Raw genomic sequence first — 26,855 nt, 5'->3', positions numbered from 1 at the left:
CACCTGCGAGGCTCTCGGCCGTGAGCCGCACGCGCTCGGCTGCGACCTGGATGTGGTGGTGGCCCCTCCCCTGAGGGGTGGTCCCGCCGACCAGCGCACGCACGAGCACCTGAATGCGAGATCGGAGCCGCCCCCGCGGGCGGCTCTTCTGCTGAGAAGGCCCCGCGCGGATCGGCTCCTCGACGAGAGGAGATGGGCACCATGACGACCGACCGCTACATGACGCGTCGGGGCATCCACGTTCACCGCACGGTCGAGGCCATCCCGGTCAAGGACGCGATCGAGCCCGTGATCGAGGCGCTCGACTCGCGCCGCGGGATCCTGCTCGCCTCGAGCTACGAGTACCCCGGCCGCTATACGCGGTGGGACATGGGCTTCGTGGATCCGCCGCTCGTGCTGGTGGCCCGCGGCCGCGGGCTGCGCGTGGAGACGCTGAACGCACGCGGCGCGGTGCTGCTGCCCGCCATCGCAGACGCCCTCGGCGGCCTCGACGCCATCGAGACGCTCGACCGCGCGGAGAGCTCGCTCACCCTGACGGTGCGCCGGCCCGCGGCCGGCTTCACCGAGGAGGCGCGCAGCCGCCAGCCGTCGGTCTTCTCGGCGATCCGCGTGCTCGTCGATCTCTTCCACCACGGCGACGAGCCGCACCTCGGCCTCTACGGCGCGTTCGGCTACGATCTGGCCTTCCAGTTCGAGCCCATCCGTCCCCGGCTCCCGCGCCCGGCCGACCAGCGGGATCTGGTGCTCTACCTCCCGGACGAGCTCGTCATCGTCGACCATCGCCGTGAAGTCGCCCAGCGTCGCCGCTACGACTTCGAGGCGGGCGGGCTCACCACGGTGGGCCGGCCGCGCGCGGGGAGCACGACCCCCTATGCGGGCGCCGCCGAGGTCGCCCGTCGCGCCGACCACGAGCCGGGCGAATACGCGGCGGTCGTCCGCGTCGCCCGCGAGGCGTTCAAGCGCGGCGACCTGTTCGAGGTGGTGCCGGGCCAGACGTTCTTCGAGGCGTGCCCCTCGCCGCCCTCCGAGCTATTCCTCCGCCTGCGCGAGCGCAACCCGGCGCCCTACGGGTTCCTCATGAACCTGGGCGACGCGGAATATCTGGTGGGCGCCTCGCCCGAGATGTACGTGCGGGTCGACGACGACCGCGTGGAGACCTGTCCCATCTCGGGCACGATCGCGCGCGGCCGCGATCCCATGGGCGACGCCGCGCAGATCCTGGCCCTGCTCACCTCGTCCAAGGACGAGTCGGAGCTGACCATGTGCACCGACGTGGACCGCAACGACAAGTCGCGGATCTGCGTGCCGGGCAGCGTGCGGGTGATCGGCCGTCGCCAGATCGAGATGTACGCGCGCCTCATCCACACCGTCGATCACGTGGAAGGCCGGCTGCGTCCGGAGTTCGACGCCCTCGACGCCTTCCTGGCGCATGCGTGGGCGGTCACGGTCACCGGGGCGCCGAAGGCGTGGGCCATGCAGTTCATCGAGGACCACGAGCGCTCCTCTCGCGCCTGGTACGGCGGCGCGGTCGGCCTCATCGGCTTCGACGGCAGCCTCAACACCGGCCTCACGCTGCGCACCATCCGGATCAAGAACGGGGCGGCGGAGATCCGCGCGGGCGCCACGTTGCTCTACGATTCGGATCCCGACGCGGAGGAGGAGGAGACGCGGCTGAAGGCCTCCGCATTCCTCGACGCCATCCGGCGGCCGCGCGGCAACGAGGCCGTGCCACGGGTCGATCCGCCGCGGCCCGGCGCCGGCCGTCGCGTGCTGCTGGTCGACCATCAGGACTCGTTCGTGCACACCCTGGCGAACTACCTGCGCCAGACCGGCGCCGAGGTGATCACGCTCCGCGCCGGCTTTCCCGCGCGGGCGCTCGACGATCTCTCACCCGATCTGGTGGTGCTCTCGCCGGGACCGGGAACACCCGCCGACTTCGACGTCTCCGGCACGCTGCGCGCCCTGCTCGACCGCGGTCTGCCCACCTTCGGGGTCTGCCTGGGGCTTCAGGGCATGGTCGAGCACTGGGGCGGCACGCTCGGCGTGCTCGACTACCCGGTCCACGGCAAGGCGTCGCGCATCCACGTTCGCGGCGGCCGGCTCTTCGAGGGACTGCCCAAGGAGTTCACCGCCGGCCGCTATCATTCGCTCTTCGCGATTCGCGAGAAGCTTCCGGCGGCCCTCGAGGTGACCGCGGAGAGCGAGGACGGCGTCGTGATGGCGATCGAGCACGCGAGCCTGCCGGTGGCCGCGGTGCAGTTCCATCCCGAGTCCATCATGTCGGTCGATGACGATCTGGGGCTCCGCCTGCTCCGCAACGTGGTGGACCGGCTGATCGCGTCGCGCTGAGCCGGGCGGCTACCGGATCCGGATCGGCTCCTCCCGGGCCCGGCGCCGCACCCACTCCGGATCGAGCTCGCTGATGCGCCAGGGCTGGCCGGCCTGGCGGCTCATCCGGAACCGGATCGGGCCCTCGTGGGGATCCTGGTACGTCACCCAGGCATCGCCGCCCTGCCTCGCGACGTGAAACGCGCGCAGCACCGCCACCACCCCGACCGGTAGCGCGACCGCGGCGGGCTGCACGCCGGCGCGCTCCACGCTGCGGCGAATCTCCGCGCGCACGCGCGCGATGAGCTGCGGACGTACCCGGCGCTTGATGAGCGTCACCACGAGTCGCCGCCCGTTGGCCTCGGCCTCGGTGGTGGGCGCGGGCTGCCGGCTCAGGTAGTCCGCCGCGATGACGTCGGCCGCGGTATCGGCGATGCGCTCGACATCGAAGTAGCGCTCGGCCTCGGCCACGTCGTGCCGCTGCATCGCGGCGCCCAGGTGATAGAGCGCGTAGCGAGGGGTGGTGGACGCGTAGCGGCCGCCCAGGGCCATCAGCACGAGCAGGACCGCCGGCACCGACCATCCCCACCCGCGCCGCGCCATCACCCGGTCACGCTACCCCATCGCCCGGCGGAGACGCAAATCTCGCCGGGCTCGTGACCGGCTTGACAACCCCGGGCGGGTTGGCGTATTAATATTCACCAAGATGAATATATATCCAGCGCACGACCGGGGCCGCCGGCGTCGGGCCATTCTGGCCCTCGTGGACGAGGGCGGGGTGCGCTCCCAGGAAGATCTGCAGCGGCGGCTCAAGCGCCGGGGCATCGAGGTCGCGCAGCCGACCCTGTCCCGCGATCTGAAGGCGCTCGGGCTCGCCAAGACCCCGTCCGGCTACGTCAGCGCCACCGCCGGCACGTTCGTGCCCGCCGAGGCTCGCGAGGGCGCGCTCGCCCGCGCGGTCGGCGAGTTCGTCCTGTCCGTGCGCGCCGCCGCCTCGCTGGTCGTCGTGCGCACGCCGCCCGCCGGCGCCCAGCCCCTCGCCCGCACCCTGGACGAGGCCGACCTGCCCGACGTGGTCGGCACCATCGCGGGTGACGACACCGTGTTCGTCGCCACCCCCGGCCCCGCCGCCGCCCTGCGGCTCGAGCGACGGCTTCGCACTGAGCGGACGCCCGCCCGCGCCGGCGGCGGCCGCCGCGGCTGATCCCGCCCCGCCCCATCTCGTCCGACTCGAAGAGGAGAGCCGATGATCCACGAGCAGCGCCACGGCAACATCCTGGTCTCGACCGACCAGGGACGTCTCGACATCGAGACGATCCACGGGTTCCTGTCCGAATCCTATTGGGCCCAGGGCGTCCCGCGCGCGGTCGTGGAGCGCTCCATTCGCCACTCCATCTGCTTCGGCGCCTTCGACGGGGACGTCCAGGTGGGATTCGCCCGGGTCATCACCGACCGGGCCACGTTCGCCTACGTGGCCGACGTGTTCGTCCTGCCGAGCCATCGCGGACGCGACATCGGCAAGCATCTGATGGCCGGCATCACCAGCCATCCCGAGCTCCAGAACCTGCGCCTGTGGGCTCTCTTCACGCGGGACGCCCACGGGCTCTACCGGCAATACGGGTTCCGCGAGGCGCGCTACCCGGACCGCCTCATGGAGCGGCGGACGCCGGATCCCTACGGGCCGGCAGCGGCTCCCCGCCTCGTCGATCCCGCGATCGCCGAGAGGACCACGACATGAGCACCGATCTGGGCGCGATCATGAAGGTGGCGGACCGGCCACCCGTCGTCATGGTGGAGGGCCACGGCTCCTGGCTCGAGGACGAGGAGGGCAAGACCTATCTCGACTTCGTCCAGGGCTGGGCCGTGAACTGCCTGGGCCACTGCCCGTCGGTGATCATGGAGACGATCGCCTTCCAGGCCTCCCGCCTGATCAACTGCAGCCCGGCCTACTACAACGCGGAGATGGCCCGCCTCGCGCGCCTGCTCGCCGACGCGTCGGGCCTGGGCCAGGTCTTCTTCTGCAACAGCGGCGCCGAGGCCAACGAGGGCGCCATCAAGCTGGCCCGCAAGTGGGGCGCCCGCCATCGGGCCGGCGCCTTCCACATCATCACGATGGACCACGGCTTCCACGGGCGCACGCTCGCCACCATGGCCGCCTCCGGCAAGCCCGCGTGGGAGGCCCTCTTCGAGCCCAAGGTCTCGGGCTTCACCAAGGTGCCGCTGGGCGATCTGGACGCGGTCAAGCGGGCGATCACCCCCCGGAGCGTCGCGGTGATGCTGGAGCCCATCCAGGGCGAGGCCGGGGTCTACGAAGCCGGCGACGACTTCCTGCGTGGACTGCGCGCGCTCACCCGGGACGAGGGCCTGCTGCTGATCCTCGACGAGATCCAGACCGGCATCGGGCGCACCGGCCGGCTCTTCGCGTTCGAGCACGCGGGCATCGCGCCCGACATCGTGACCCTGGGCAAGGGCCTGGGCGGTGGCGTGCCCCTGGCCGCCCTGCTGGCCACCGACGCCGCTTCATGCTTCCAGTACGGCGACCAGGGCGGCACCTTCAACGGCTCCGCCCTCATGACTGCCATCGGCGCCGCGGTGGTCGAGACGGTGGCCCGCCCAGAATTCCTCGCCGAGGTGACCGCCACCGGCGACTATCTCGCCGATCGCCTCCGGCAGCTTTCCTCCACCCTGGGGCATGGCGAGGTGCGCGGACGCGGCCTGTTGCTCGCGCTCCAGCTGAACGGGCTCGACGCGGCCAAGGTCGCCCGGAGCGCCCTCGACCGCGGCCTGCTGATCAACGCCCCGCGGCCGGACACGCTCCGCTTCATGCCGGCGCTCGACGTCACCCGCGACGAGATCGACCGGATGCTGGAGCTGCTGGAGGGGGTGTTGCGAGAGACGTAGACGTGGACGTGGACGCGGCGGGCCTCACTCCACCACGCCGTCCGCGCGCAGCATGACGGATCGGGGAATCGTCAGCCCGAGTCGGCGCGCCGTCTTGCGATTGACGATCAGCTCGAACTTCGTCGCCTGCTCCACCGGAATGCTCGCCGGGCGCGATCCTCTCAGGATCTTGTCCACGTACGCGGCGGAGCGGCGGTAGAGATCCGCCAGATCGGCTCCGTAGGACATGAGCCCGCCCCCCTCCACGAAGTCCTTCGTGTCGAACATCTGCGGCACACGGTGCCGGTTGGCCAGCTCCTCCGTGGAGTGAGAGTGTCTTCGTCGCGCGCTCCGATGCCATCGGCGTCCTGGTCCGCCTCCTGGTGAGCGAGCCCTACCCGCCCATGAACTGCCCGAGCAGGGTGATCCGCTCGCCCCCGGTCAGCGGCGTGTCCAGATCGTAGGCGACGCCGAGGACCGCGTCGTTGACCAGGACCTCGATGTGGGAGCCCAGCTCGGCGTGGTCGGGACTCCAGAGGGCGGCGTCCAGCTCCGGGAAGCGCGCGGTGAAGCGGCGGAGGAGAGTGCGTGGGGTGTCGCCGCTCCGAAGGTCCTCGTCGAAGACGCGCGAGCCGGTGCCGTCACCCCCGACGTGCTTCGTGACCCAGGTGGTGACTTCGATATTCGCTCGGCTCGCCTTCGGCTGCGCCTCGCCAGGCAACTGCAGCGGTCTCCCGTCTACTTCGCCCCGTAGAGGTCCTTCTCGAGCCAGCCGAGATCGAGCGCGCGCAGCAGCTCGCGCTTCGGCTTGCCGGTCCTGCGGTCGTAGTTGACCGTCTCGTACCAGACGTCCAGCATGCGGTCCCACTGCTTGCGGATGTCGTGGTCCTTGGCCGGGCCGTCCACCGGCTGCGAGCCGTAGCGCGCCGACGGGTACTCGACCGCGGTGCCGATGCCGCAGCGCAGGTTGAACGCGCGCAGGATCGCGGCGGTGCGATTGCCGAAGCGCACCGCATCCTCCAGACGATAGTCCCACCCGGTCGCCGCGGACAGGGCTCGCGCCAGGTTGGCCATCTTCGTCCGGAACGTGAAGGTGCAGCCGCCGAGCGAGTCCTCGAAATGGCGCCGGCCGCGGATCATGCCGACCAGCTTCGCCACCTGCTCGCCGTCGAACGGGTTGATGCGGCCGGGCGCGCCCACCTCGGTCTGGAAGGTCGGGTTGGCGCTTTCCATGGTCCCGTTGGACGAGGTGCAGGTGTCGAGCATCTCCTCCCATCGGCCGCGATGGTCGTGCCCGCGCGGAGACGCGCCCTTCTGGGTGTAGATCGCGCACTCCGCGGCGGGGCCGCCGATCTTCTCGGAGGCGCGCTTGACGCCCTCGGCGAGGACGTCGCCGAAGCCCTGGCGATGGCTGATCATCTGCAGCAGCTTGTAGGCGCCCTCCGTGTCGCCCCACGTGAGGCGGAAGCCCACCTGCTTTTCGGTGAGGTAGCCCTTCTCCATGCACTCCATCACCCAGCCGCACACCCAGCCGAACTCGTTGACGTCCACGCACGCGCGGTCGATGCGGGTGTTCAGCCAGGACACCGAGTACTTGTCGGTCAGGCCGATCGTCCAGCCCGCTCCCGACCAGCCCTCGTACTCGGGCTCGTCCACCCGCTCGCCCGCGTAGCGGCCCTTCGGAATGACCTGGATGTGGCAGTGGCGCATCCCGCAGGCATTGCACTGATGCCCGCGGTGGTCGAAGTCGCCGCGGAGCGCGGGTGCCTCCCAGTCCTTCATGTTCACGTCGCCGGTCAGGTTCGTCGTGTAGTTCTTGATCGGCAGCACGCCGAGCTTCGAGAGGTTCACCACCCCGGGCAGCGTGCCGTAGTTGTAGAGCGTCGAGGTGGAGGGATCGGTCTTGAGGTCGTGCGCGATATCGTCGGCCGCCTGGATGAGCCCACGCGTGTCGTGCGCGGCCAGCGCCTTCGTCCCGCGCACGATGCACACCGCCTTCAGCTTCTTCTTGCCCATCACCGCGCCGCAGCCGTTCTTCGAGGCCACGTGCCCGTAGTCGCCGTGGATGGCCGCGAAGCGCACCAGGTTCTCGCCCGCCGGCCCGATCGCGTAGACCGACAGCCGGTGGCCGGAGAGGCCGTGCTCGGCCTCGAGGGCCTGCTGGGTCTCCCACGTGTCCTTGCCGCGGAGGTGCGCCGCGTCCCGCACCTCGACGACGTCGTCGTTGATGTAGAGGTACGAGAGCTTCCTGGCCTGCCCCTCCATCACGATGGCGTCGTAACCCGAGTACTTCAGCGCCGCGCCGAAGAAGCCGTTGGCCTGCGTCGACGTCGCGCCGCCGGTGAGGACCCCGCGCGTGACGACGGTGAGCCCGCCCGTCCCCCACACCGGCAGGCCGGCCAGCGGGCCGGTGGCGAAGATCAGCCGGTTGTCGGGATGATCCCATTGCACCTTCGGCCCCACCTCGTCGTAGAGGATCTTGGCGCCGAGGCCGATGCCGCCCAGGTACTCACGCCGGTCGGGCTCGCTCCAGGCCTCGGTCCGGACCTTCCCGGTCGAGAGGTTCACACGAAGCAGCTTGCCGGCGTAGGCGTAGACCGGCGTCGGCGCCGGCTTGGCCGCGCCCCGCGTGATGGTCGGCATCGGGCTCATAGGGCCACCGTCTGGGGTAGCGAGGGGGATTGAGAGGGCCGGCCGAGAATGGTCTCGGGCAGCAGCCGCGAGGTCGTGTGCGAGGCGATGAACGCGGGCTTGATGTCGAACGGGTTCGCCTGCAGATGCGCCTTCCAGCGCGAGAGATCCACGCCCGAGGAGACGAGCCCCTTCAGCATGCCGACGTCGTTGGTGGTCCACACCGCCTCGGCGGGCCCGCAGATGACCGCGCCGGTGAGCCGGCCGCCGTGGAAGAGCAGCTTGCGGTACTCGGAGCGGCCGGCGCGCAGCGCGGTGTAGACCTCGGCCTGGGGATCCTCCCACTGGCCGAACGAGGCCACGTCGAGATGCGCGACCTCCACGATGTTCATGAGCAGGCTGCCGCGATAGGCCACGTCGCGGCCCGACATGTTGGCGCCGACCACCCGCCCGTGCTCCTGCGCGGTCGGCTCGATGGCGTGCACCTCGGCCGCGCCGGTGATCAGGTTGCGCCCGCACGCCACGTCGCCCGCCGCGTAGACCGTCTTCACGCTCGAGCGCAAGTGATCGTCCACGACGATGCCGCCCGGGGCGTCCTGGCCCATCTCGACGCCCGAGCCCTGCAGCCACTCGAGGTTGGTGCGGATGCCGGTGGCCATGATCACCACGTCGGCGGCGAGCGGCGCGCCCCGTTTGAAGGAGAGCTTTCGCCGGCCGCCCGCCTGCTCGATCTTCGTCACCGTCGCGCCGACGCGCACCTCCACGTCGTGCGCCTCGAGCCAGCGCTGCACGATGCCGGCGCAGGCGTCGTCCACCATTCGAGGCAGGATGCGCGGCGCCACTTCCACGATCGTGAGCCGGGCGCCCCGGGCCAGGATCGCGTTCAGGATCGTGAACGCGATGAAGCCGGCCCCGATCATCACCACCCGACTCCCCGGTGCGATGGCCGCAATCACGTCCGTGGCCTCGTCGAGGGTCCAGAAGCAGTGCACCCCCGGCCCGTCCGCGCCCGGGATCGGGGCCTTCGCGGCGCGCGAGCCGGTGGCGATCAGGCAGTCGTCGAACTCGACCGTCGCGTCGTCGTCCAGGGTGAGCGTCCGAGCGGCGGCATCGAGCGCCTTCGCCTTGCGCCCGACGAGGGCCTTCACCTTCCACGCGGTCAGGGCCGCCGGGGTCGCCGTATACACGTGGCTCTCGGAGATGGTCCCCCAGAGGTAGTAGGGCAGGACCATGCGGGAATAGCAGCGTTCCGCCGAGACCAGGGTGATCTCGGACGGATCCAGGCCCCGCATCCGCTCTTCTTCGCGTACCGTCCGGATGGCGTTCAGCCCGGCGGTGCCACCGCCCACGATCAGGTGACGGGCCGGCATCAGCGGGCCTCCACCGCGAGCACGCGGGCGGTGCGGTCGGCCGCGAAGTCGCCGATCCAGTCGGCGGTCTCCGCCTCCTCGAACGTGATCGCCTCGGTCGGGCAGGCGCTCGCGCACGCGGGGGCGCCGCCGCAGAGGTTGCACTTGTAGGCCTTCTGGGTGTCGCCGTCGTAGAAGATCGTCCCGTAGGGGCACGCGATCGTACAGAGCTTGCAGCCCACGCACGTGTCGTCGATCACGTCCTTCGCGCCGGCCGTGTTGATCTGGATGGCGCCGACCGGGCACGCGGTCATGCACCAGCCCTCCGCGCACTGCGTGCACGTGTAGGGGGCGTAGGACGTGTAGCCCTCGAACGGGGAGACTCGGATCACCGACTTGGACGGCTGGAACTGACCGGTCTGCATGTAGGAGCAGGCGAGCTCGCACCGGAGACAGCCGGTGCACTTGGCCGGATGGAGCGCGAGAACTTTCATCGGTCGGTCAGCGCCGCTTCCCCTTCCGCCCCGTCCCGGCCCGGCCGCGCTCGAGGCGATTGATGAAGGTGTCGAGTGGGATCGCCGGCATCGTCATCATCTGCACCGAGCCGCGGGCGCCCATCTCGATGGAGATCGACGACACCGTCTCGTTGTCGGGGGCCTCCAGGATCGTCACGAAGTCGTAGGGGCCGAGCACGGCGTACTGCGCGAGCACCTTGGCGCCCCGCCGCGACAGCTCCCGGTTGACCTTGCGGATCCAGCCCGGCCGGGCGTGCAGGACCTTCCGGCCGGATTCGCTCAGCGTGCTCAGCATCACATAGTGGGCCACGTGCGCCTCCTCGTACGCGCGAACGTCGCGCGTAGTATAGCAAAGCGCTCAGTCGCTCTCGCCAACGATGCCGAATTCGACCCGGCCGCCCGCCTGGCCCTTCGCCCCGGACTCCGCCGCGCCGGTCGTGCCGCTTGCCGCCTCACCCGACGACGGCGCCCCCGGGGCCGCGGCCACCGCGGACTGCGCGCTGCCTTCTGCGGGGGCGTTGCCCGAGGCTGGAGCACCGCCGGCGGCCGGTGCCGCGCCAGTCGGCGGCGCGGCGCCCGGCGCGGGCGCGCTCGGCGCGGGAGCACTGGACGTCGACGCACCTCCCGACGGTGGAGCCGCCGGCGAGGGCGTGCCGCCGGCCGCCGCCCCCGGGGTGGCGGCGCCCGATGCGCTGCCGATTCCCGGCGGCGCGCCCGCCGGCGGCGCTCCGGCCTCCTGGGTCTGTAGCCGCGCCTCGGGAATCCCCTCGACCTTGGCCAGGCGGTCGCGGGTCACCTCGAGCCGCCGCCGGCGCAGATCCTCGAGCGGTCCGATCGGCTCCGGCTCGCGCTGGCGCAGCCACGCGATCTGCTCGCTCTCGGTGGGCGGGATCGGCACGTCCTTGAAGTTGGCTTCGTAGTAGCGGCGAATGGCTCGCGCCCGATCGCCGATCTTCTTCTCCTTCTGGAAGAGGTCGAGCTTGGCCGTCACCTCGCGAGTCTTCAGCGCCTCCACGTCCTCGGGCGTGGTCACCGAGGTGAGGGTGAGGCCGACGTAGGGCGAGCGCCGCAGGAAGTCGGCCACCCGGACGGTCTGCCGCTCCATCTCCGGGCTCAGCGCACCATCTCCGGCGGCGAAGATGATCGGATCGACCTTGAGCTCTGCGATCTTGTCGCCGCTCGTGAAGAGGCCGCCGATGGCGCGGAACGGCGCCTTCAGCACGTTGACGATCACGTTCCGGACCGCGGTCCAGATCGCGTCGCTCCAGTCGAACTGCTTGTCGTTCAGGGCGCCGGTGATCGGGATCTTGACGTGGATGTTGCCGTCGCCATCCTTGATGAGGGCGACCACGAGCCCGAGCGGCAGCCCGAGCCGGTTCTTGACCTCCTCGGACGGGCGGGAGCGGGCGACCTTGAGATTGCCGATCAGGATGTCGTTCTTCGCGTCGAGCTTCTCGCCGTCGATGGTGGTCTCGAGCTTGGCGGTCAGCTCGCCGCGTCGGATGATCCAGGCGATCGCCCCGTCCACGTACGGGTTCGCCGACGGCAGCGCGAACTTGTTCAGCTGGGTGTTCATGCTGACGTAGGTCGGCGCCCCGATTGCCGAGAGCTGCCCGCGGACATCCAGCGTCGAGTCCCCGCCGATCACCGCCTTCATGTCCACCGACGCGCGCTGGCTCGCCTTGTTGGAGAGATTCTTCACCGACAGGTTGAGCTTCGAGATGTCGTTGGAGAAGGGCGGCGTGGTCGAGTGGTCGAGGAAGCGGATGTAGCCGTCCTCGATCACGATCTCCTTGAACGAGAGATCCATCGTCTTGAGCAGGTCGGGCTCCGGGGCTCCGCCCGGCGCGGGAGCCGGCGCCTTGGCCTTCGCCGGTCCGGTCGAGCCGGAGGCCCCCTGCTTGGGAGCCGGGGCGAACAGCTCCTGCACGTTCAGCGAGCCGTCCGTCGCGCGGTCGATCTCGTTCGACGGCTTCCGGAGCAGCACCTTGGCGACCCGCGCGTGGGTGGGCCAGCCGAAGTCGATCCCGGTGAGCTCCATCCGCTCGAGCTTCAACGGCGCGTCCCGGTCGTCGGGCCCCTTCACCGCCAGGTTGGTGGCCCAGCTGTTGCCGCGGGAGAGCGCGGAGAGCTGACCCTTGACCATCCGGATGCGGTTCTGGCTGTCGGCATTGAACTTGCCCGAGAAGCTGGCCGGGAACGGGAAGTACGCGCGATAGGGCTCGATGGGCGCGTCGCGCGTGGTGACCGCGAGGGTGACGTCGAGCGGCTCGATCTGCACGGGCCCCTTCGCCCCGAACTTGCCGCCCCCGGGCAGCCCCATCGTCAGGGCCAGGTTCAGCGGGCGAATCGCGGGCCACGTGACGTCGTCGACCTTCACGTCCAGGTCCGTGACCTTCAGCACGGTCGGCGGCGTCGACACCGACTCGTCCGTGAACGTGACGACGCCCTTCACGCCGATCTTCTCGATCGTGATCTTGTAGTCCGGCGACTCACCCTTCGCCGCCGCGGCCGGCGCATTCGTCGCGGCCGGATCGGACTTGGGAGCCGGCCTGGGCGAAGGCTTCGGCGCCGGCGCGGGGGGGCTCGCCGGCTTGCTCTCCCCCGGCGTCTTCGTCAGGTCCATCAGGTCGATCTGCTCCTGCTTGTCGCGGACCGCGCGCAGATCCAGGCCCTCGACGTCCACCGTGGAGAGCGTGACCACGTGGGAGACGAGGTTCACCTCCTTGAGCGCGACCCCGACGCGCGGCACGCTCAGGAAGGGCGCGGCCTTCCCGGGCTGGCTCAGCGCGAGCGAGGTCAGCGCGACGTCGCCGGTCACGAGCCCGGTGGCGAGCCCTCCCGGCCCCTTGCCCAGCTCGAGCTTGACCGCCATGTTCACGCCCGCCACGCCGGCCTCCAGCGCGACGGGCAGCGGCGGCAGGTACGGCCGCACCTGGAGCAGGTTGAAGTTCTGGATGGAGAACTTCCCCGCGAAGGAGGTCGGCGTGAGGTCGATGTCCTGCGCGGAGAACTCGACCGGGGACTCGTTGAGGGCGCCGTGCACGGCCAGGGTGCCGAGCGGCCCCGACGGCGAGGTGGTGAGGTTGCCGGCCTCGATGGTCAGATCGCGGATCTTCCACTCGCTCGCGGGCGTCACCGCCCGGTCGGTCGCCGCGATGCTGGCCCGGATCAGGGCGAACTGGTCGAGCGCGACGACCCACCGCGACGGAGCGTCGGGCTCGGTCGACCGGGCCTTGGGCGCGGCGGGTGCGGCGGCCACCCGCTGCAGGATGTCGGAGAAGTTGAACTCGGTCGGCGACAGCCGCACCAGGTTGACGGTCGGGCCGGTGAGCCGCAGCTCGGCGATGCGGATCGTGCGCCGCACGAGCGACCACGGGACGACCCGAACGTCGAGGCGCTCGAATCCGACGAAGGTCTGCGCGGGGTCCGGCTCGGCGAGGCGGAAGTTCTTGATCGCGATCCGCCCCGTGAAGACGTTGGCGTCGATGTCCTCGATGCCGACCTGCCGCCCGGTGAGCGCCGCGATCTGCTTGACCGCCTGCCACTTGACGATCTCGGGCAGCGCCCAGAGAAACGCCGCACCGGCCACCAGCAGGGCGGCCAGGACGATCAGCGCGCGCTTCAGCCGGCGGCTCATGACGTCTGATCCGTGAGCCTACACGGGAGCCTGACCCGAGGAGGGCTTGAGGAAGGCATACACGCTCGTGAAGTCGCGCCGGCCGAGCCCGTGAGACGACGCGAGCCGGTAGACCTGCTGGGCGGCCGGGGTCACGAAGAGCGGCACTCTCAGATTTCGCGCCGCGTCCACCGCCAGGCCCAGGTCCTTGCACATGAGATCGGTCATGAAGCCCGGCGCGTAATCGTGGCTGGAGGCCGCGCTCGGCATGATGCCGGGCACCGGGTGCATGAAGCCCATGAGGAACGTGTTGCCGGAGGACTTCGAGATCACGTCGGTGACGACCTTGGGATCCATGCCGAAGCCTTCCGCGATCCGGAACGCCTCGCTCACCGCCACCCCGCACACGCCCGCGATCAGGTTGTTGCAGAGCTTGACGACCTCCCCGCTGCCCACCGGCCCCACGTGGATGACGTTGGCGCCCATGGCCGAGAGCGCGGGCTGCGCCTCCTCGAAATCGGCGGCGGCCCCACCCACCATGATGGCCAGCGTGCCGTCGGTGGCGCGCGGCGTGCCGCCCGACACCGGGGCGTCCATGAAGCGCACGCCCCGCTCCTGGGCGGCCCGGGCCACCCGCTGGGACACGGCGGGGTCGATGGTGGACATGTCCACGCAGAGCGTACCCTTCCGGGCCGCCGCGAGCACGCCGCCGTCGCCCGTATACACGGCCTCCACGTGCGGCGACGAGGGCAGCATGGTCACCACGAGATCCGCGGTGGCCACCGCCTCCGCCGCGCTGGCCGCCGCGGTCATGCCCGCCGCGGCCGCCGCTTTCACCGCGTCGGGATTGGCATCGAAGGCGGTGACCGTGAAGCCCTTCTTCACGAGGTTCTTCGCCATGGGCAGCCCCATGGTTCCGACGCCGATGAAGCCGATGCGCGTCATGCCGTGCCTCCCTCGGCGCGGAGTGTCACCCTCGCCGCCTCCTCGATGATCCGGGCGATGGCGGTATGATCCTCCTCTCCCATGCCTCGCGCCATCGCCAGCCGATAGACCTCGGCGGCGGCGCGGGCCACCGGCGACGGCACGCCCGCCTCCTGCGCGAGACGGCCGTAGCCGTCGAGGTCCTTCATCATCAGCCGGATCGCGAAGCCCGCGTCGAAGCCGCCGGACAGGATGAAGCGCGGGAACTTGTAGTCGCTCGCGTTGGAGCGGCCGCTGGAGGCCTGGATGATCTCCACCGCGCGCGCGGGATCGACGCCGGCGCGGGCCGCGACCGCGACCGCCTCGATGGTGAGGGCCAGGATGCCGCCCGAGCACATGTTGTTGACCAGCTTGATCGCGTGGCCGGCGCCCACCGGCCCGGCGTGGAAGATGTGCTGGCCCATGCGCGAGAGCACCGGGCGCGCGCGCTCGAGCAGCGCGGGATCGCCGCCCACCATGATGGCGAGCGTGCCCTCGGTCGCTCCGCGCACGCCGCCCGAGACCGGCGCATCGATGAGGACCGAGCCGCGCGCGGTCACCTCCGGCTCCAGGTCGCGGGTGGCCGACGGATCGGCCGAGGTCATCTCGAGCACGAGGCTGCCGGGCCGTAGCGCGTCGAGCAGGCCCTTGGGGCCCATCAGCACCTGACGCACCTCGCGCGAGGTGGGCAGGATCGTGATGACGGTCTGGGCGGCCGCCGCGACCTCCGCAGGCGAGGCGGCCCAGTGGGCCCCGCGCGACAGCAGCGGGCGCGCCGCCGACTCCCGCGCGTCGTGGACGGTCAACGCGTAGCCTCCATCCAGCAGGCGCCCCGCCATCGGCGCGCCCATGTTGCCCAGCCCGATGAAGCCGATCATCTCGCTCATGTGTGGTCTACTCCTCGCATGCTGCTGGGCCTGCTGCTCATCGCCATCGCGGCCGCCTCGTGGGGAACCACCGGCGCCACCATGACGCTGCTCTCGCGTGAGGTCGCCGCCTCGCCCCTCCTCGTCGGCTGGTGCCGGCTCGCGGTGGCCGCGCCGTTCCTGGTGCTCGCCGCCGTCTACGTCGCGCGCCGCCGCGCGCCCTCGAGCCGTCGGCCGTGGCCGTCCGCCGCCGATCTGCCGCTCTGCGCCGCGCTCGGCCTGGCCATGGCCGCATACCAGGTCTGCTACTTCCGCGCGGTCACCCTCGTCGGCGTGGCGGTGGCCGCGCTGCTCGCCATCTGCTCCGCGCCGCTCCTGATCGCGGTGCTGGCCGCCGTCTTCCTCGGCGAGCGACTCACCGCGATGGTGAGGCTCTCCCTCGGAATGGCGGTGGCCGGGACCGCGCTGCTCGTGGTCGGCCCGCGCGGGCTCGACGACGTCGCGGGCCACTTCGGGCTGGGGGCACTACTGGCGCTCGGCGCGGGGGTATCTTACGCCGTGTACGCGGTGGCCGCCAAGGGGCTTCTGGCGCGCGTCACGCCGCTCGCGGTCGCCGCGATCACCTTCGCGCTCGCCGCGGTGCTCCTCGCGCCCGCGCTGCTCGCGGAGGCAGCCCCGATGCGCGCGATGAGCGCGGGATGGCCGCTGCTGCTCTACCTGGGCGTGGGGCCCACCGCGATCGCGTACGCGCTGTTCACCGCGGGGCTGGGGCGCGTGCCCGCGACGGCGGCGGGCATCGTCTCGCTGCTCGAGCCCCTCACCGCCACCACCCTCGGCCTCGCGGTCTTCGGCGAGCGCCTGGGCGCGGCCGGCGCGATCGGCGCGCTGCTGCTCCTCGCCGCCCTCGTCGTGCTCACGCGGGGTCAGGTCAGAGGCGATCGAGCGGGCGGGACACCGCACGGCTGAACGTGCAGTTGGGCACGACGCAGGAGTGCTTGCCCGACCCGCCGCCGACCATCACGTAGACGTCGTCCGCGGTCGGCACGCGGGGCAGCCGGACCGACTCGTCGGTGACCTTGTTCATCCAGTGCGGCCAGTCGTGCATGCCCCACATGCCACCGAGCTTCATTCGCCCGAGGGGCATCCGCGCGTGCTCGAAGACGAAGCGCTGCACGTCGGCCCGCGTGAATCCGTCCGCCGCCACCGTCGCCGCGTGCTCGGGCCCCAGCACCACCAGGAGCTGGCTCTGCGACAGGTACCAGCCCACGTTGGAGCCGAGGCTGGTCGCCACGTCGGCCACGTTGTTCAGGATGCCCGCCGCGGTCGTGGACACGTGGTCGTTGACGTTGTGCGGCCCCTCGCCGCCGAACACGGTGACCACGTTCTGCTCCGGCTTGAACCCGAGCGCCACGTGCAGCGGCTCCCACGGCGAGTCCTCGCGCTCCGCGACGGCGTAGGCGAACTTGGCCGGGCTGCCCTGCGTCGCCATGTCCCCGCGTCCCGGCCAGCCGCCGCCCACGTTCATCAGGATCAGGCGGATGGCGCGGCCGATGGTGGCGTTGGCCCGGAAGCCGGGCCCGAAGAGCCCGGACCCGGTGTGCATGCCGATCGTCTGCGCGTAGGACCCGCTGACCACCACCAGCGGCGCCACCGGATGCGTGGTGGCCTGCACGCCATAGAGGTTGAACGCCGGGTCGAGCATCGCCTGGACCGCGGCGACGACCACCGGGAAGTACGCGGGCTCACAGCCGGCCATCACCGCGTTGACCGCCAGCTTCTCCACCGTGCAATCCCGCCAGAGCGGTGGCATCACCCCGAGCGTCTCGGCGGGCTTGGTGCGCGCCCCCGCCAGCATCGCGCGCACCCGCTCGGGGGTCGGGGGGATGAACGGCAACCCGTCGCACCACTCCCGCTTGCAGAATTCCGAGTAGACGTCTTCTTCCGGGAGGGTCAGGGTCGCGCCGGCGGCCTCGCTCATGACGGCTCAGCGGCCGCCGAGCATCGCGTCGAGCTGCTCCACCGCCTGCTGCACGCGCCGGCCGACGCCCTCGGGCGCCTCGCCCCCGAGCGGGTGCTGGATGACCAGCAGCGGCAGCCCGGTGGCGCCGAGCGCGGCCATCTCACCCAGCGCCAGGCGCTGGAACACGGTGGTGGTGATCAGTCCCGCGGGGGTTCCCGCCTTCGCCAGCTCCAGCGAGTCGTGGAGACTCCACGACGTGCAGGAGCCTCAGTCCGCGGAGCCCGCGAAGACGACATCGCACTCCTTGGACAGGGCCTCGACGATGTCGTGCGCGGCGCCGGTGGCCGCGTTGGCCTTGCGGCGGATCACCACCCGGGCCACCCCGTGGCGCTCCTTCAGCAGCTCGCCGATGCCGGTCACGAGGCGGTCGAAGTTGTGCTTGGTGTTGTCGAGGAACCCGACGGTCAGCCCACGGAGATCGGCGGGCAACGGCGGAATCGCCGTGGTCGCCGTCCGCAGCTCGCCCACCGGGCTCAGCACGGTGACAAGGGACATGGCTCGCTCTCCTGCAGTCAGCGGTCAGCAGCGCTCCGGGTCCATCGGGGCGCGACGCTCCGAGCCCGGTCCACGAAGTCGTATAGTACCGTACATGCTCGTCCTCGCGCTCGACGTCGGCACCAGCTCCACCCGCGCGCGTATCTACGACGAGCGCGGCCGCGCGCGGCCCGACGCGGAGGGGCACGTGGCGTACGAGCCGCGCACCACGCCCGATGGGGGCGTCGAGCTGGACGCCGACGCGCTGCTCGACGCGGTCGTCCGCGCCCTCGACGAGTGCCTGGCCGGCTGCGGCGGGGCCGCGCGCGACATCGCCGGCGTCGGCGCCTCGGTCTTCTGGCACAGCCTGATCGGGCTCGATCGGTCGGGGAGCGCCCTCACCCCCGTCTTCACCTGGGCGGATACGCGCAGCGCGGCCGCCGCGCGGGCGCTGCGCCGCGACCTGGACGCGCGCGCGGTCCTGCAGCGCACCGGCACGCCGATCCATTCCACGTTCTTTCCCGCCAAGCTGCGCTGGCTGCGCGAGACCCGGCCCGAGGTGTTCGCCCGTGCCGCGCGCTGGGGCGGCTTCGCCGAAGTCCTGCACGCGCGGCTCACCGGCTCGTGGCAATGCAGCCTCTCGATGGCCTCGGGCACCGGCCTGCTCGACCAGGAGAGAGGCGGCTGGGACCGCGTGATGCTGGAGGCCGCGGGCATCGCGGCGGACGCGCTGCCGTCGATCGACGATGAGCCGCGGGTCGGGCTGATCGCGCCGTGGGCGGAGCGCTGGCCCGCGGTCGCGCGCGTGCCCTGGTATCCGGCTCACGGCGACGGGGCCTGCTCGAACATGGGATCGGGCTGCGCGGGACCGGACCGGATCGCGCTCAACGTCGGGACGTCGGCGGCCCTGCGCGTGGTCCGGCCCGAGGGCCTCGGCGCGCACCGCGCGACGCCGTCGGGGCTCTGGCGCTATCGCGTGGACGGCCGGCGCGCGCTGGTCGGCGGGGCCACGTCCGAGGGCGGCAACGTGTTCGCGTGGTGCCGCAAGACGCTCGCGCTGCCCGCGGACGACGCGGCGCTGGAACAGGCGCTGGCCGCGGTGCCGCCCGACGGCCACGGGCTCACCGCGCTGCCGTTCCTCGCGGGCGAGCGCAGCCCGGGCTGGCGCCCCGAGGCCCGCGCCGCGCTGGCCGAGATGTCGCTGGCCACGGATGCCGTCGAGATCACCCGGGCGCTGCTGGAAGCCGTCGCGCTCCGGCTGGCCGAGATCTACGACCGGCTGCGACCCCTCGCTGCGGAGCATCGGGTGATCGGCTCGGGCGGGGCGATCGGGCACTCCCCGACCTGGGCGCAGATCATCGCGGATGCCCTGGGCGTGCCGATCGGGCTGAGTCCCGACACGGAGGCGTCCGCCCGAGGCGCCGCCATCCTCACGCTCGAAGCGCTCGGGGTGCAGACCCCACCGCCCGCGGATCCGGTCCGGATCTTGCGTCCCGACCCGGGCATTCATGCGAAGTATCAGGTGGCCCGCCGGCGACAGCGACGGCTCTACGACAACATTGTCGGCTTTCAGGACTCCTGAGAGAATAGACGCCGCGGGCCCATGCGAATCGCGATCGGCTGCGACGACACCGGCTTTCCGCTCAAAGAACCCCTGGTGAGCGCCCTCGAGGCCGAGGGACACGATGTCCTCGACCTGGGCACGTTCTCGTCCGAGCCCGTGGACTATCCGGACTTCGCGCGCGCGGTCGGCCAGGCCGTGCTCCGGGGGTTCGTGGACGCCAGCGTGCTGCTCTGCGGCTCGGGTGCGGGGGGAGTGATCGCGGCCAACAAGATGCGGGGCGTCCGCGCCGCGCTCTGCCACGACGCCGCCTCGGCGCGCCGCAGCCGCGAGGAGGTCGACGCCAACGTGCTCTGCCTCGCCGCGGCCGACCTGGACTCCAAGACCGCGGTCGAGATTGCCCGGACGTTCATCACGACCCCGTACGAGCCCGGCGATCAGCAGACGCGGCAGATGACCAAGATCGGGCAGCTGGAGGCCGGGCTCCTCGGCGCCGACAAGGCCCCGCTCAAGCCCGGGACCGACGCGAAGGTCAGCCCGGAGCCCGGGATGCCGCGCCCGGCCCCGACGCGGCGTGAGGCGCCGACAGCGGCGGCGCCGCCACCGGTCGTCGTCGCTCCCGAGCCCATCCCGGCTCCGGCCGCCCCCGCGGTCACCGCTCCGCCGCTCGTCCTGCCGGATCCGCTCAAGCTGCCCGCGGTGGAGGAGACGCTGCGGTTCCTCGAGGCCCGCGAGTTCCTCGACCGACTCTGGGTGAAGGACGCCACGCTCTGGAAGGGCGACGCCGCCACCGTGCGCAATCGGCTCGGCTGGCTCACCTCGCCCACGATCATGCGCGGCCACTCCGAGGACATCCGGGGCTTCGCGGACGAGGTGCGCCGCCTGCAGTACTCGCACGTGGTGCTGCTCGGCATGGGCGGATCGTCGTCGACCGGCGAGGTCTTCAACGACACGTTCGGCTCGAAGATGGGCTTCCCGGACATGCTCGTGCTGGACTCGACCGATCCGGGCGCGGTCAAGCACGTGGCCGATTCCATCAACCTGAGCCGCACCCTGTTCGTGGTCGCGAGCAAGTCGGGCACCTCCGCCGAGACCATGGCCGCGTACGCGTTCTTCCGCGGCCAGGTGGAGGCCGCCTCCTCGCCGCGGCCCGGCATGCAGTTCGTGGCCATCACCGATCCGGGCCGGCCGCTGGACAAGCTGGCCACCGAGACCGGCTTCCGGCGCACCTTCCTGAACCCCGCCTCCATCGGCGGGCGCTACTCGGCGCTGTCCCTCTTCGGCCTCGTGCCGGCGGCCCTGATCGGCGTGGACATCAAGGTGCTGCTCGAGCGCGCCAACACCATGGTGGAGACCTGCGGCAACGAGGTGGGCGTGCGCGGCAATCCGGCGGTGCAGCTGGGCGCGGTGCTGGCCGGGCTGGCGCGGGCCGGCCGCGACAAGGTCACCCTGGTGCTGTCCGAGAAGATCCGCGGCCTCGGCCGCTGGATCGAGCAGCTGCTCGCCGAGTCGCTCGGCAAGGACGGCACCGGCCTCGTGCCGGTGGTGGACGAGCCGCTCGGCCCGCCGACCGTCTACGGCGACGACCGCGTCTTCGTGGCCCTCGTGCTGGAAGGCGACGACGCGCACGACGGCGCACTGGCCAAGCTGGCCGACGCGGGACATCCGGTGCTGCGTCTCGTGCTGCGCGATCCGATGGACCTGGGCGCCGAGTTCTTCCGGTGGGCGCTGGCCACCGCCACCGCGGGGGCGGTCCTCGGGGTCAATCCCTTCGACGAGCCGGACGTGGCGCGGGCCAAGGAGAACGCGGCCGCGCTGCTCACCGAGTGGCGGCGCTCCCACCGGCTGCCCGAGTGGCCCGCCGACGTCGAGGAAGACGGCATCGTGCTGATGACGAAGTCGAACAAGAAGCCGGGCTCGGTGAGCCGCGGGCTGGCCGCCCACCTGGCCATGGCCGCCCCCGGCGACTATCTCGCGATCCAGGCCTATCTCACCCCGACCGCGGAGGCCGGGCGCGCGCTGCAGGAGATGCGGGTGGCCCTGCGCGATCGGCTACGCGTCGCCACCACGGTGGGCTGGGGCCCCCGGTATCTCCACTCCACGGGCCAGCTACACAAGGGCGGCCCGACCAGCGGCCTGTTCATCCAGATCACCGGCGACGATCGCGAGGACCTGGCGATCCCGGGCGCGGGCTACGGCTTCTCGACGCTGAAGTCGGCCCAGGCCCTGGGCGATCTCCAGAGCCTGCGCGACGGCGCGCGCCGGGTCATCCGGCTCCATCTGACCGGCAAGCAGTCGCCGGCCCTGCAGCAGCTGCTGCAGATGGTCGCGGGGCTGACCAAGAGGCTGTGAGCATGACGGTTCCCACCGGCGACGAATCCTGCGCCCTCGTCATCTTCGGCGCGTCGGGCGATCTCACCCGGCGCAAGCTGATCCCCGCGCTGTGGTCCATGTTCCAGAGCCGCGTGCTGCCCGAGCCGTTCGCGGTGGTCGGAGTGGCGCGCTCCGAGATGACCAACGAGGAGTTCCGCACGCGCATGCGCGAGGCCATCGCCGACTTCGCGCGCGTGCAGCCGCCGTCCGCGCGGGTCTGGGACCGCTTCGCCCAGGCCCTGTTCTACTACTCGGGCGATCCCTCGGACGCGGCCACCTACCCGGGGCTCGCCGCCTACATCACGCAGGTGGAGCAGGAGCGCGGGATCGGCGGCAACCGCCTCTTCTACGTCTCGACGCCGCCGTCGGTATACCCGCATCTGGTGATGCGGCTCGGCGAGGCCTCGCTCAACCGCCCGCCCGAGAACAGCGCGGGGTGGGTGCGCATCGTCATCGAGAAGCCGTTCGGCCGCGATCGGGAGTCGGCCAGCTCGCTGAACCAGGTGGTTGCCTCGGTGTTCAGCGAGGATCAGGTCTACCGCATCGATCACTACCTGGGCAAGGAGACGGTCCAGAACATCCTCGTGTTCCGGTGGGCCAACGGCATCTTCGAGCCCTTGTGGAACCGCAACCACGTCGACCACGTGCAGATCACGGTGGGCGAGTCGATCGGCGTCGAGGGGCGCGGGGCCTACTACGAGGAGTCGGGCGCGCTGCGCGACATGATCCAGAACCACATCCTCCAGCTGCTCTGCCTGGTGGCCATGGAGCCGCCGGTCACCTTCGACGCCGATCCGGTGCGCGACGAGAAGACGAAGGTGATGCAGGCGATCCGGCCGGTGGCCGCCGACGAGGTCGACCGGGTCGCGGTGCGCGGGCAGTACGGGCCCGGGTTCGTGGGCGGGCAGCGCGTGGTGGGCTATCGCGAGGAGAAGGGCGTCTCGTCCGAGTCGATCACCGAGACCTTCGCGGCGCTGCGGCTCGAGGTCGAGAACTGGCGCTGGGCCGGCGTGCCCTTCTACCTGCGCACCGGCAAGCGCCTGCCCAAGCGCGCGAGCGAGATCGCGGTGCAGTTCAAGCGGACTCCGCACCTGGTGTTTCGGCGCAATCCCGAGATCCTCGCCGAGCCCAATCGGCTGGTGCTGCGCATCCAGCCCGACGAGGGCATGTCGCTCTCGTTCGGGGCCAAGCTGCCTGGGCAGGACCTGCGGATCAAGCCGGTGGAGATGGAGTTCGACTATGGACAGGCCTTCGGGGGCGAGCCGCCCGAGGCCTACGAGCGGCTCCTGCTGGACGCCATGAAGGGCGACACCACGCTCTACGCGCGCGGTGACTGGGTCATGATGGCCTGGGAGCTGCTGCAGCCCATCCTCGACGCGTGGACGAGCGGGGACCCCCGCAAGTTCCCCAACTACGAGGCGGGCACCTGGGGCCCGGCCGAGGCCGACACCTTGATCGAGCGCAGCGGACGGCGCTGGCGGCGCCCCTGAGGGCGCCGCCGCCGTGACGCGCTACCTATTGCCGGAGCTGCGCCGACGCCGACCCCACCATCCGGGTCGCCGACATCTCGACCCAGGTGTAGTACCAGCTCTCGTAGATCATCACCTGCAGCGAGCTGCCCGACTTCTCGTAGATCTGGGTCGTGCCCTTGCCGGACGCGGTCGTCGAGGAGAGGTGCTTCCAGCCGTTCGCCTCGAGCGTGGTGCGGAACGCGACGGACAGGCTGTCCGGCTCGATGCGTCCCTTGTAGAAGAGCCGCGCCGCCTTCACGTTCGGCGACTCGATGATGGTGGAGCGGTCCAGGTCCACCGCCAGGCCCTTCGGCACCGGGATGTCCTCGAACTCGCTGCGCTGCGCTCTGGGCGGCGTCGAGGCGCACGCGGTCAGGGCGAGCACGGTGGCCGACAGGACGAGCAAACGTCGCATGAGTAGTACCTCCTGCCGGCCATCCTACCGTCCGTGAGAGAGCCCACCAAAGTTTTTGGATGGTCCAACGCGCGCATGAGACGGTCGTGGATCGTCGTCCTGGTCGCCCTGCTGGTGGTGGCCCTCGTCGCGGTCGTCGCACACCGGCCCCTGCTGCGCGCGGCCGGCCGGATCCTCGTGGTCGAGCCGTCGGACGGCCCCGCCGACGCCATCGTGGTGGTGGCCGGAAGCACGCCCACCCGCGAGGCCCTGGCCGCCACGCTGTTCCGCGAGCGCCGCGCCCCCGTCGTGGTGGTCTCGCGCCAGACGATGCCGGTGCGCGTGCAGCAGCTCCTCGACCTGGGCATCCGTCCGCTGGACTTCCAGGGCGAATCGGTGGCCGCGCTCGAGAAGTACGGGGTCCCCCGCGCGGCGATCGTCACGCTGACGAAGCCGGTCGAGATCACCGAGATGGAGCTGCGGGCGGTGGCCGCCGAGGCCCACACGCGGGGGTGGCGCCGGGTGCTCCTGGTGACCACCCCCAATCACTCGCGGCGGGTGCGGCTGATCTGGCATCGCGAGGCCGGCCCCGGCATCGAGGCCGGCATCGCGATGATCGACGACGAGTGCTCGGCCGACCGCACCTGGTGGAGGCGCCGGCGCTGCGGCGAGGCCGTGCTGCACGAGTATCTCGGCCTCATCGCGGTCTACCTGCACGTCTCGAGCCTGATGCGCTGAGCCAGCTCCGCTCCGCCGTGAGCGTCTACGGGGTGATGCGCTTGTAGAGCATGTGCTGGCGATTGCGCGTGTGGGGTCGCACCTGGGCCGGCCAGCGCCCCACCTCGACCGCCTTGGCCCACGCATCGCCGACCAGCACGTCCGGGCTCTCGATCTCGTAAAGGGCGCCGTACTTTGGCGCGTGCTCGATGACGATGCTCTTGAGCTGGCCGCCGATGCTCATGGTGAGCGGCTGCAGCTCGTAGCGCGAGACCGCGATCACCCCCGGCACCGTGAGCAGGCTCGGCACGTGCTCGCGGTCGTAGACCTCGTTGAAGAGGCGCTCCTGGGCCGGGTCGACGTCCATGGCGGCGCTGAAGAGATACCGGGTCTGGATGGGCATGGGCGGGGTCCTTTCGTGGGGGGCGTGAGGTTGATCGGGTTGGGGCTCGCCGTTGCGGTTTTGGTTGGGGTTGGTCGGGTCGGGGCTAGCCGGTGCGGTTTTGGGTTGGGTTGATCGGGTCGGGGCCACCGGCTTGGGCTGCTACCGGACGCTTCATTATTTATCCGCTCGGCTCGCCTTCGGCTGCGCCTCGCCAAGCCGCGGCGGCGCGGCGGAAGGGCAGCCAGCGAGAGCGGACGCTCGGGGCGGTCTACCGTTGTGGTTTTCTGGATTTTGGCTTGTCCCCCGGTGCGGCGCGGCCGTAGTCGTCGTGGCGGCGGATGATGTCGTCCTCGCCGAGATAGGGGCCGTGCTGGACCTCGATCAGCACGACGGGCACCCGCCCGGGGTTCTCGATGCGGTGCCAGGCGCCGCGCGGGACGTCCACCGACCCTCGCGGCTTGAGCCGTCGCGCGCGGCCGGAGATGATCACCCGCGGGGAGCCGGTGACCACCACCCAGTGCTCGGCCCGGAAGCGGTGCCGCTGCAGGCTCAGGCGCTGGCCCGGCTGCACGAGCAGGCGCTTGACCTTGTAGCCACGTCCCTCCTCGATGGTCTGAAACCCGCCCCACGGGCGGGCCTCGAAGGCGACCGCCTCGCCACCACGACGCATCGCGCTCATAGCCGGATCATCCTCGCGAAATCGGCCTCCACGCTCTTGGTCACCTCGTCCATGACCTCGCCCGGCACGTCGTCGTCCAGGAGCAGCACCACGATGGCGCGGCCCCGGCGGGTGCGCCGGCCCACGTGCATGGACGCGATGTTGACGTTGTGTCGTCCAAGAATCGAGCCGATCCGACCCACCATGCCGGGCCGATCTTCGTACGCTAGCACGAGGATGTAGCCCTCCGGAATGAACTCGATGTGCAGATCGCGCAGCCGCACGATCCGGGGCACCCCGTCGAAGACGGTGCCCGCGATGATCTTGCGCCCGGCCCCCGCCTGAGTGGTGACGGTGATCAGGTTCGTGTAGCCCGAGACCGACTCGGGATCCGTGCGGATCTCCATGGACAGGCCGCGCTCCTCCGCGATCAGGTGCGCGTTGACCAGGTTCACCGCCTGCGCGGTCACCCGCCCGAGCAGCCCCTTCAGCACCGCGCGCCCCACCAGCGCGGGATCCCAGCGCGCCACGTGGCCCGCCACCTCGATCTCGACCCGCTCGACGTTCTCGGGCTCGAGCTGCACGCAGAAGCGCCCGAGCAGCTCGGCGAGGTGCAGGTACGGCCGCTGCTCGGCCAGCGTCTCGCGGTCGCCCACCGGGATGTTCACCGCGTGCTCCACCAGCTCCCCCTCCCGGAAGGCCACGAGCTGCCGGGCCACGTCCACCGCCACGTTGACCTGGGCCTCCTGGGTGTTCGCGCCCAGATGCGGGGTCACCACCACGCGCGGATGCTGGATGAGGCGCCTCACCAGCGGGGACGCCGGCGGCTCTTCGCTCCACACGTCCACCGCGGCGCCCGCGACCTGCCCCGATTCGAGCGCGGCGAGCAGGGCCGGCTCGTTGACGATCCCGCCCCGGGCGCAGTTGACGATGCGGGCCCCCGACTTCATGGCCGCCAGCTCGCGCGCGCCGATCATGTTCTCGGTGTCGTCGCTCAGCGGGACGTGGACGGTGAGGATGTCGGCGCGGCTCAGCACCGTCTGTAGATCGGTCAGGCGCACGCCCAGATCGCGGGCCCGGCTCTCCGGGATGAAGGGGTCGTAGACGAGCACCTCCATGTCGAACGCGCGCAGGCGCGCGGCCACCCGGGAGCCGACCTTGCCGAGGCCCAGCACTCCGGCGGTCTTGCGGAACAGCTCCGAGCCGTAGATGCCGCGGTCCCACTGCAGATGCTTGAGCGCCTCGTGGGCCGTCGGGATCTTGCGCACCAGCGCCAGCAGCATGCCCACGGTGTGCTCGGCCGCGGAGACGACATTGCCATAGGGCGCATTGACGACCACCACGCCGTGGCGCGAGCACGCGTCCACGTCGATGTTGTCCACTCCGACGCCGGCCCGGCCCAGGATGCGCAGCCGCCGCGCCCGGGCGAGGAACTCGGAGGTCACCGCGGTGGAGGAGCGGGTGACGATCGCCTCGTACTCGCCCACTCGCGCCAGCAGCTCGTCGCGGGGCACCGTGCTCGAGACCTGGTCCACCGTGAACCCGCGCTCGGTCAGGTACGCGATGCCCTCGGCGGCGATCGTGTCGATGACGAGGACGTTCATCTCACCG

The 26,855-nt window shown here is 71.2% G+C and carries 26 protein-coding genes; 9 read left to right on the top strand and 17 right to left on the bottom strand.

From position 1 onward, the window contains the following. Positions 1–201: 201 nt before the first annotated feature. On the top strand, positions 202–2,349 hold the full coding sequence (locus VKN16_02940) for an anthranilate synthase component I (GenBank protein HME93162.1): 2,148 nt from the start codon (positions 202–204) through the stop codon (positions 2,347–2,349). A 9-nt stretch (positions 2,350–2,358) separates the two neighbouring features. Here the strand turns inward: VKN16_02940 and VKN16_02935 are convergent, their stop codons facing one another. Continuing rightward, positions 2,359–2,904 (bottom strand): DUF2939 domain-containing protein, encoded by a 546-nt coding sequence (locus VKN16_02935; protein HME93161.1) that lies wholly within the window; start codon positions 2,902–2,904, stop codon positions 2,359–2,361. A gap of 130 nt (positions 2,905–3,034) precedes the next feature. Between VKN16_02935 and VKN16_02930 the strand changes: the two genes are divergently transcribed. The 3 genes from VKN16_02930 to VKN16_02920 are packed head-to-tail and all read left to right on the top strand — an operon-like array spanning position 3,035 to position 5,229. After that, a complete protein-coding gene (locus VKN16_02930; GenBank protein HME93160.1) occupies positions 3,035–3,532 on the top strand; it encodes an arginine repressor in 498 nt (165 codons plus the stop codon). A 42-nt stretch (positions 3,533–3,574) separates the two neighbouring features. Beyond that, entirely contained in the window at positions 3,575–4,066 is a 492-nt protein-coding gene (locus VKN16_02925; protein HME93159.1) for a GNAT family N-acetyltransferase, read from the top strand. Next, the gene (locus VKN16_02920) at positions 4,063–5,229 is read left to right on the top strand and encodes an acetylornithine transaminase (GenBank protein HME93158.1); all 1,167 of its coding nucleotides are present in this window, start codon (positions 4,063–4,065) and stop codon (positions 5,227–5,229) included. Before VKN16_02925 ends, VKN16_02920 begins: the two co-directional genes overlap by 4 nt. A gap of 24 nt (positions 5,230–5,253) precedes the next feature. On the opposite strand, the gene VKN16_02915 is transcribed toward VKN16_02920, so the two are convergent. The 9 genes from VKN16_02915 to VKN16_02875 all read right to left on the bottom strand — a co-directional run bounded on the left by VKN16_02915 (position 5,254) and on the right by VKN16_02875 (position 15,172). Next, positions 5,254–5,523 (bottom strand): ABC transporter substrate binding protein, encoded by a 270-nt coding sequence (locus tag VKN16_02915; protein ID HME93157.1) that lies wholly within the window; start codon positions 5,521–5,523, stop codon positions 5,254–5,256. A gap of 79 nt (positions 5,524–5,602) precedes the next feature. Further along, the gene (locus tag VKN16_02910) at positions 5,603–5,929 is read right to left on the bottom strand and encodes a MoaD/ThiS family protein (GenBank protein HME93156.1); all 327 of its coding nucleotides are present in this window, start codon (positions 5,927–5,929) and stop codon (positions 5,603–5,605) included. Between the two features lie 17 nt (positions 5,930–5,946). Then, the gene (locus VKN16_02905; GenBank protein ID HME93155.1) at positions 5,947–7,860 is read right to left on the bottom strand and encodes an aldehyde ferredoxin oxidoreductase C-terminal domain-containing protein; all 1,914 of its coding nucleotides are present in this window, start codon (positions 7,858–7,860) and stop codon (positions 5,947–5,949) included. Then, entirely contained in the window at positions 7,857–9,209 is a 1,353-nt protein-coding gene (locus tag VKN16_02900) for an FAD-dependent oxidoreductase (protein HME93154.1), read from the bottom strand. The genes VKN16_02905 and VKN16_02900 overlap by 4 nt, the downstream gene beginning before the upstream one ends. Beyond that, positions 9,209–9,682, bottom strand: a complete 474-nt coding sequence (locus VKN16_02895; GenBank protein ID HME93153.1) for a 4Fe-4S dicluster domain-containing protein — start codon at positions 9,680–9,682, stop codon at positions 9,209–9,211. The genes VKN16_02900 and VKN16_02895 overlap by 1 nt, the downstream gene beginning before the upstream one ends. 7 nt (positions 9,683–9,689) lie before the next feature. Then, positions 9,690–10,013, bottom strand: a complete 324-nt coding sequence (locus VKN16_02890) for a GYD domain-containing protein (protein HME93152.1) — start codon at positions 10,011–10,013, stop codon at positions 9,690–9,692. Between the two features lie 48 nt (positions 10,014–10,061). After that, positions 10,062–13,343, bottom strand: a complete 3,282-nt coding sequence (locus VKN16_02885; GenBank protein HME93151.1) for a DUF748 domain-containing protein — start codon at positions 13,341–13,343, stop codon at positions 10,062–10,064. 18 nt (positions 13,344–13,361) lie between these two features. Next, positions 13,362–14,267 carry a 3-hydroxyisobutyrate dehydrogenase gene (gene mmsB, locus VKN16_02880; protein ID HME93150.1) on the bottom strand — a complete coding sequence of 302 codons (906 nt, stop codon included), beginning with the start codon at positions 14,265–14,267 and terminating at the stop codon, positions 13,362–13,364. Continuing rightward, complete coding sequence (locus VKN16_02875; GenBank protein ID HME93149.1) at positions 14,264–15,172, bottom strand: NAD(P)-dependent oxidoreductase; 909 nt, start codon at positions 15,170–15,172, stop codon at positions 14,264–14,266. The genes mmsB and VKN16_02875 overlap by 4 nt, the downstream gene beginning before the upstream one ends. 18 nt (positions 15,173–15,190) lie before the next feature. Here VKN16_02875 and VKN16_02870 point away from each other — a divergent pair, with 18 nt between their 5' ends. Beyond that, positions 15,191–16,117, top strand: a complete 927-nt coding sequence (locus VKN16_02870) for an EamA family transporter (protein ID HME93148.1) — start codon at positions 15,191–15,193, stop codon at positions 16,115–16,117. Here VKN16_02870 and VKN16_02865 read toward each other — a convergent pair. The 3 genes from VKN16_02865 to VKN16_02855 form a co-directional block, all read right to left on the bottom strand. Beyond that, a complete protein-coding gene (locus VKN16_02865; GenBank protein ID HME93147.1) occupies positions 16,080–17,129 on the bottom strand; it encodes a hypothetical protein in 1,050 nt (349 codons plus the stop codon). The two genes, VKN16_02870 and VKN16_02865, sit on opposite strands and share 38 nt — an antisense overlap. 6 nt (positions 17,130–17,135) lie before the next feature. Next, on the bottom strand, positions 17,136–17,297 hold the full coding sequence (locus VKN16_02860; protein HME93146.1) for a hypothetical protein: 162 nt from the start codon (positions 17,295–17,297) through the stop codon (positions 17,136–17,138). Between the two features lie 81 nt (positions 17,298–17,378). Further along, entirely contained in the window at positions 17,379–17,666 is a 288-nt protein-coding gene (locus tag VKN16_02855) for a hypothetical protein (GenBank protein ID HME93145.1), read from the bottom strand. Positions 17,667–17,760: 94 nt separating this feature from the next. On the opposite strand from VKN16_02855, the gene VKN16_02850 reads away from it, so the two are divergent. The 3 genes from VKN16_02850 to zwf are packed head-to-tail and all read left to right on the top strand — an operon-like array spanning position 17,761 to position 23,069. Then, positions 17,761–19,227 carry a gluconokinase gene (locus VKN16_02850; protein HME93144.1) on the top strand — a complete coding sequence of 489 codons (1,467 nt, stop codon included), beginning with the start codon at positions 17,761–17,763 and terminating at the stop codon, positions 19,225–19,227. A gap of 21 nt (positions 19,228–19,248) precedes the next feature. After that, positions 19,249–21,558: an RpiB/LacA/LacB family sugar-phosphate isomerase gene (locus tag VKN16_02845; protein ID HME93143.1), complete on the top strand. Its 2,310-nt coding sequence runs from the start codon at positions 19,249–19,251 to the stop codon at positions 21,556–21,558. 2 nt (positions 21,559–21,560) lie between these two features. Beyond that, positions 21,561–23,069: a glucose-6-phosphate dehydrogenase gene (zwf, locus tag VKN16_02840; GenBank protein ID HME93142.1), complete on the top strand. Its 1,509-nt coding sequence runs from the start codon at positions 21,561–21,563 to the stop codon at positions 23,067–23,069. Positions 23,070–23,094: 25 nt separating this feature from the next. On the opposite strand, the gene VKN16_02835 is transcribed toward zwf, so the two are convergent. After that, complete coding sequence (locus tag VKN16_02835; protein ID HME93141.1) at positions 23,095–23,505, bottom strand: hypothetical protein; 411 nt, start codon at positions 23,503–23,505, stop codon at positions 23,095–23,097. A 75-nt stretch (positions 23,506–23,580) separates the two neighbouring features. On the opposite strand from VKN16_02835, the gene VKN16_02830 reads away from it, so the two are divergent. Further along, positions 23,581–24,222 (top strand): YdcF family protein, encoded by a 642-nt coding sequence (locus VKN16_02830; protein HME93140.1) that lies wholly within the window; start codon positions 23,581–23,583, stop codon positions 24,220–24,222. A 25-nt stretch (positions 24,223–24,247) separates the two neighbouring features. Here VKN16_02830 and VKN16_02825 read toward each other — a convergent pair whose 3' ends face one another. The 3 genes from VKN16_02825 to serA form a co-directional block, all read right to left on the bottom strand. Continuing rightward, positions 24,248–24,604 carry a hypothetical protein gene (locus VKN16_02825; GenBank protein HME93139.1) on the bottom strand — a complete coding sequence of 119 codons (357 nt, stop codon included), beginning with the start codon at positions 24,602–24,604 and terminating at the stop codon, positions 24,248–24,250. A 250-nt stretch (positions 24,605–24,854) separates the two neighbouring features. After that, a complete protein-coding gene (locus VKN16_02820) occupies positions 24,855–25,265 on the bottom strand; it encodes a phosphomannose isomerase type II C-terminal cupin domain (GenBank protein ID HME93138.1) in 411 nt (136 codons plus the stop codon). Next, entirely contained in the window at positions 25,262–26,848 is a 1,587-nt protein-coding gene (serA, locus tag VKN16_02815; GenBank protein HME93137.1) for a phosphoglycerate dehydrogenase, read from the bottom strand. Before serA ends, VKN16_02820 begins: the two co-directional genes overlap by 4 nt. Between the last annotated feature and the right edge of the window lie 7 nt (positions 26,849–26,855).

Source organism: Candidatus Methylomirabilota bacterium (assembly GCA_035315345.1).
Taxonomy (GTDB): domain Bacteria; phylum Methylomirabilota; class Methylomirabilia; order Rokubacteriales; family CSP1-6; genus CAMLFJ01.
This window is presented reverse-complemented; position numbering and strand designations above follow the sequence as displayed.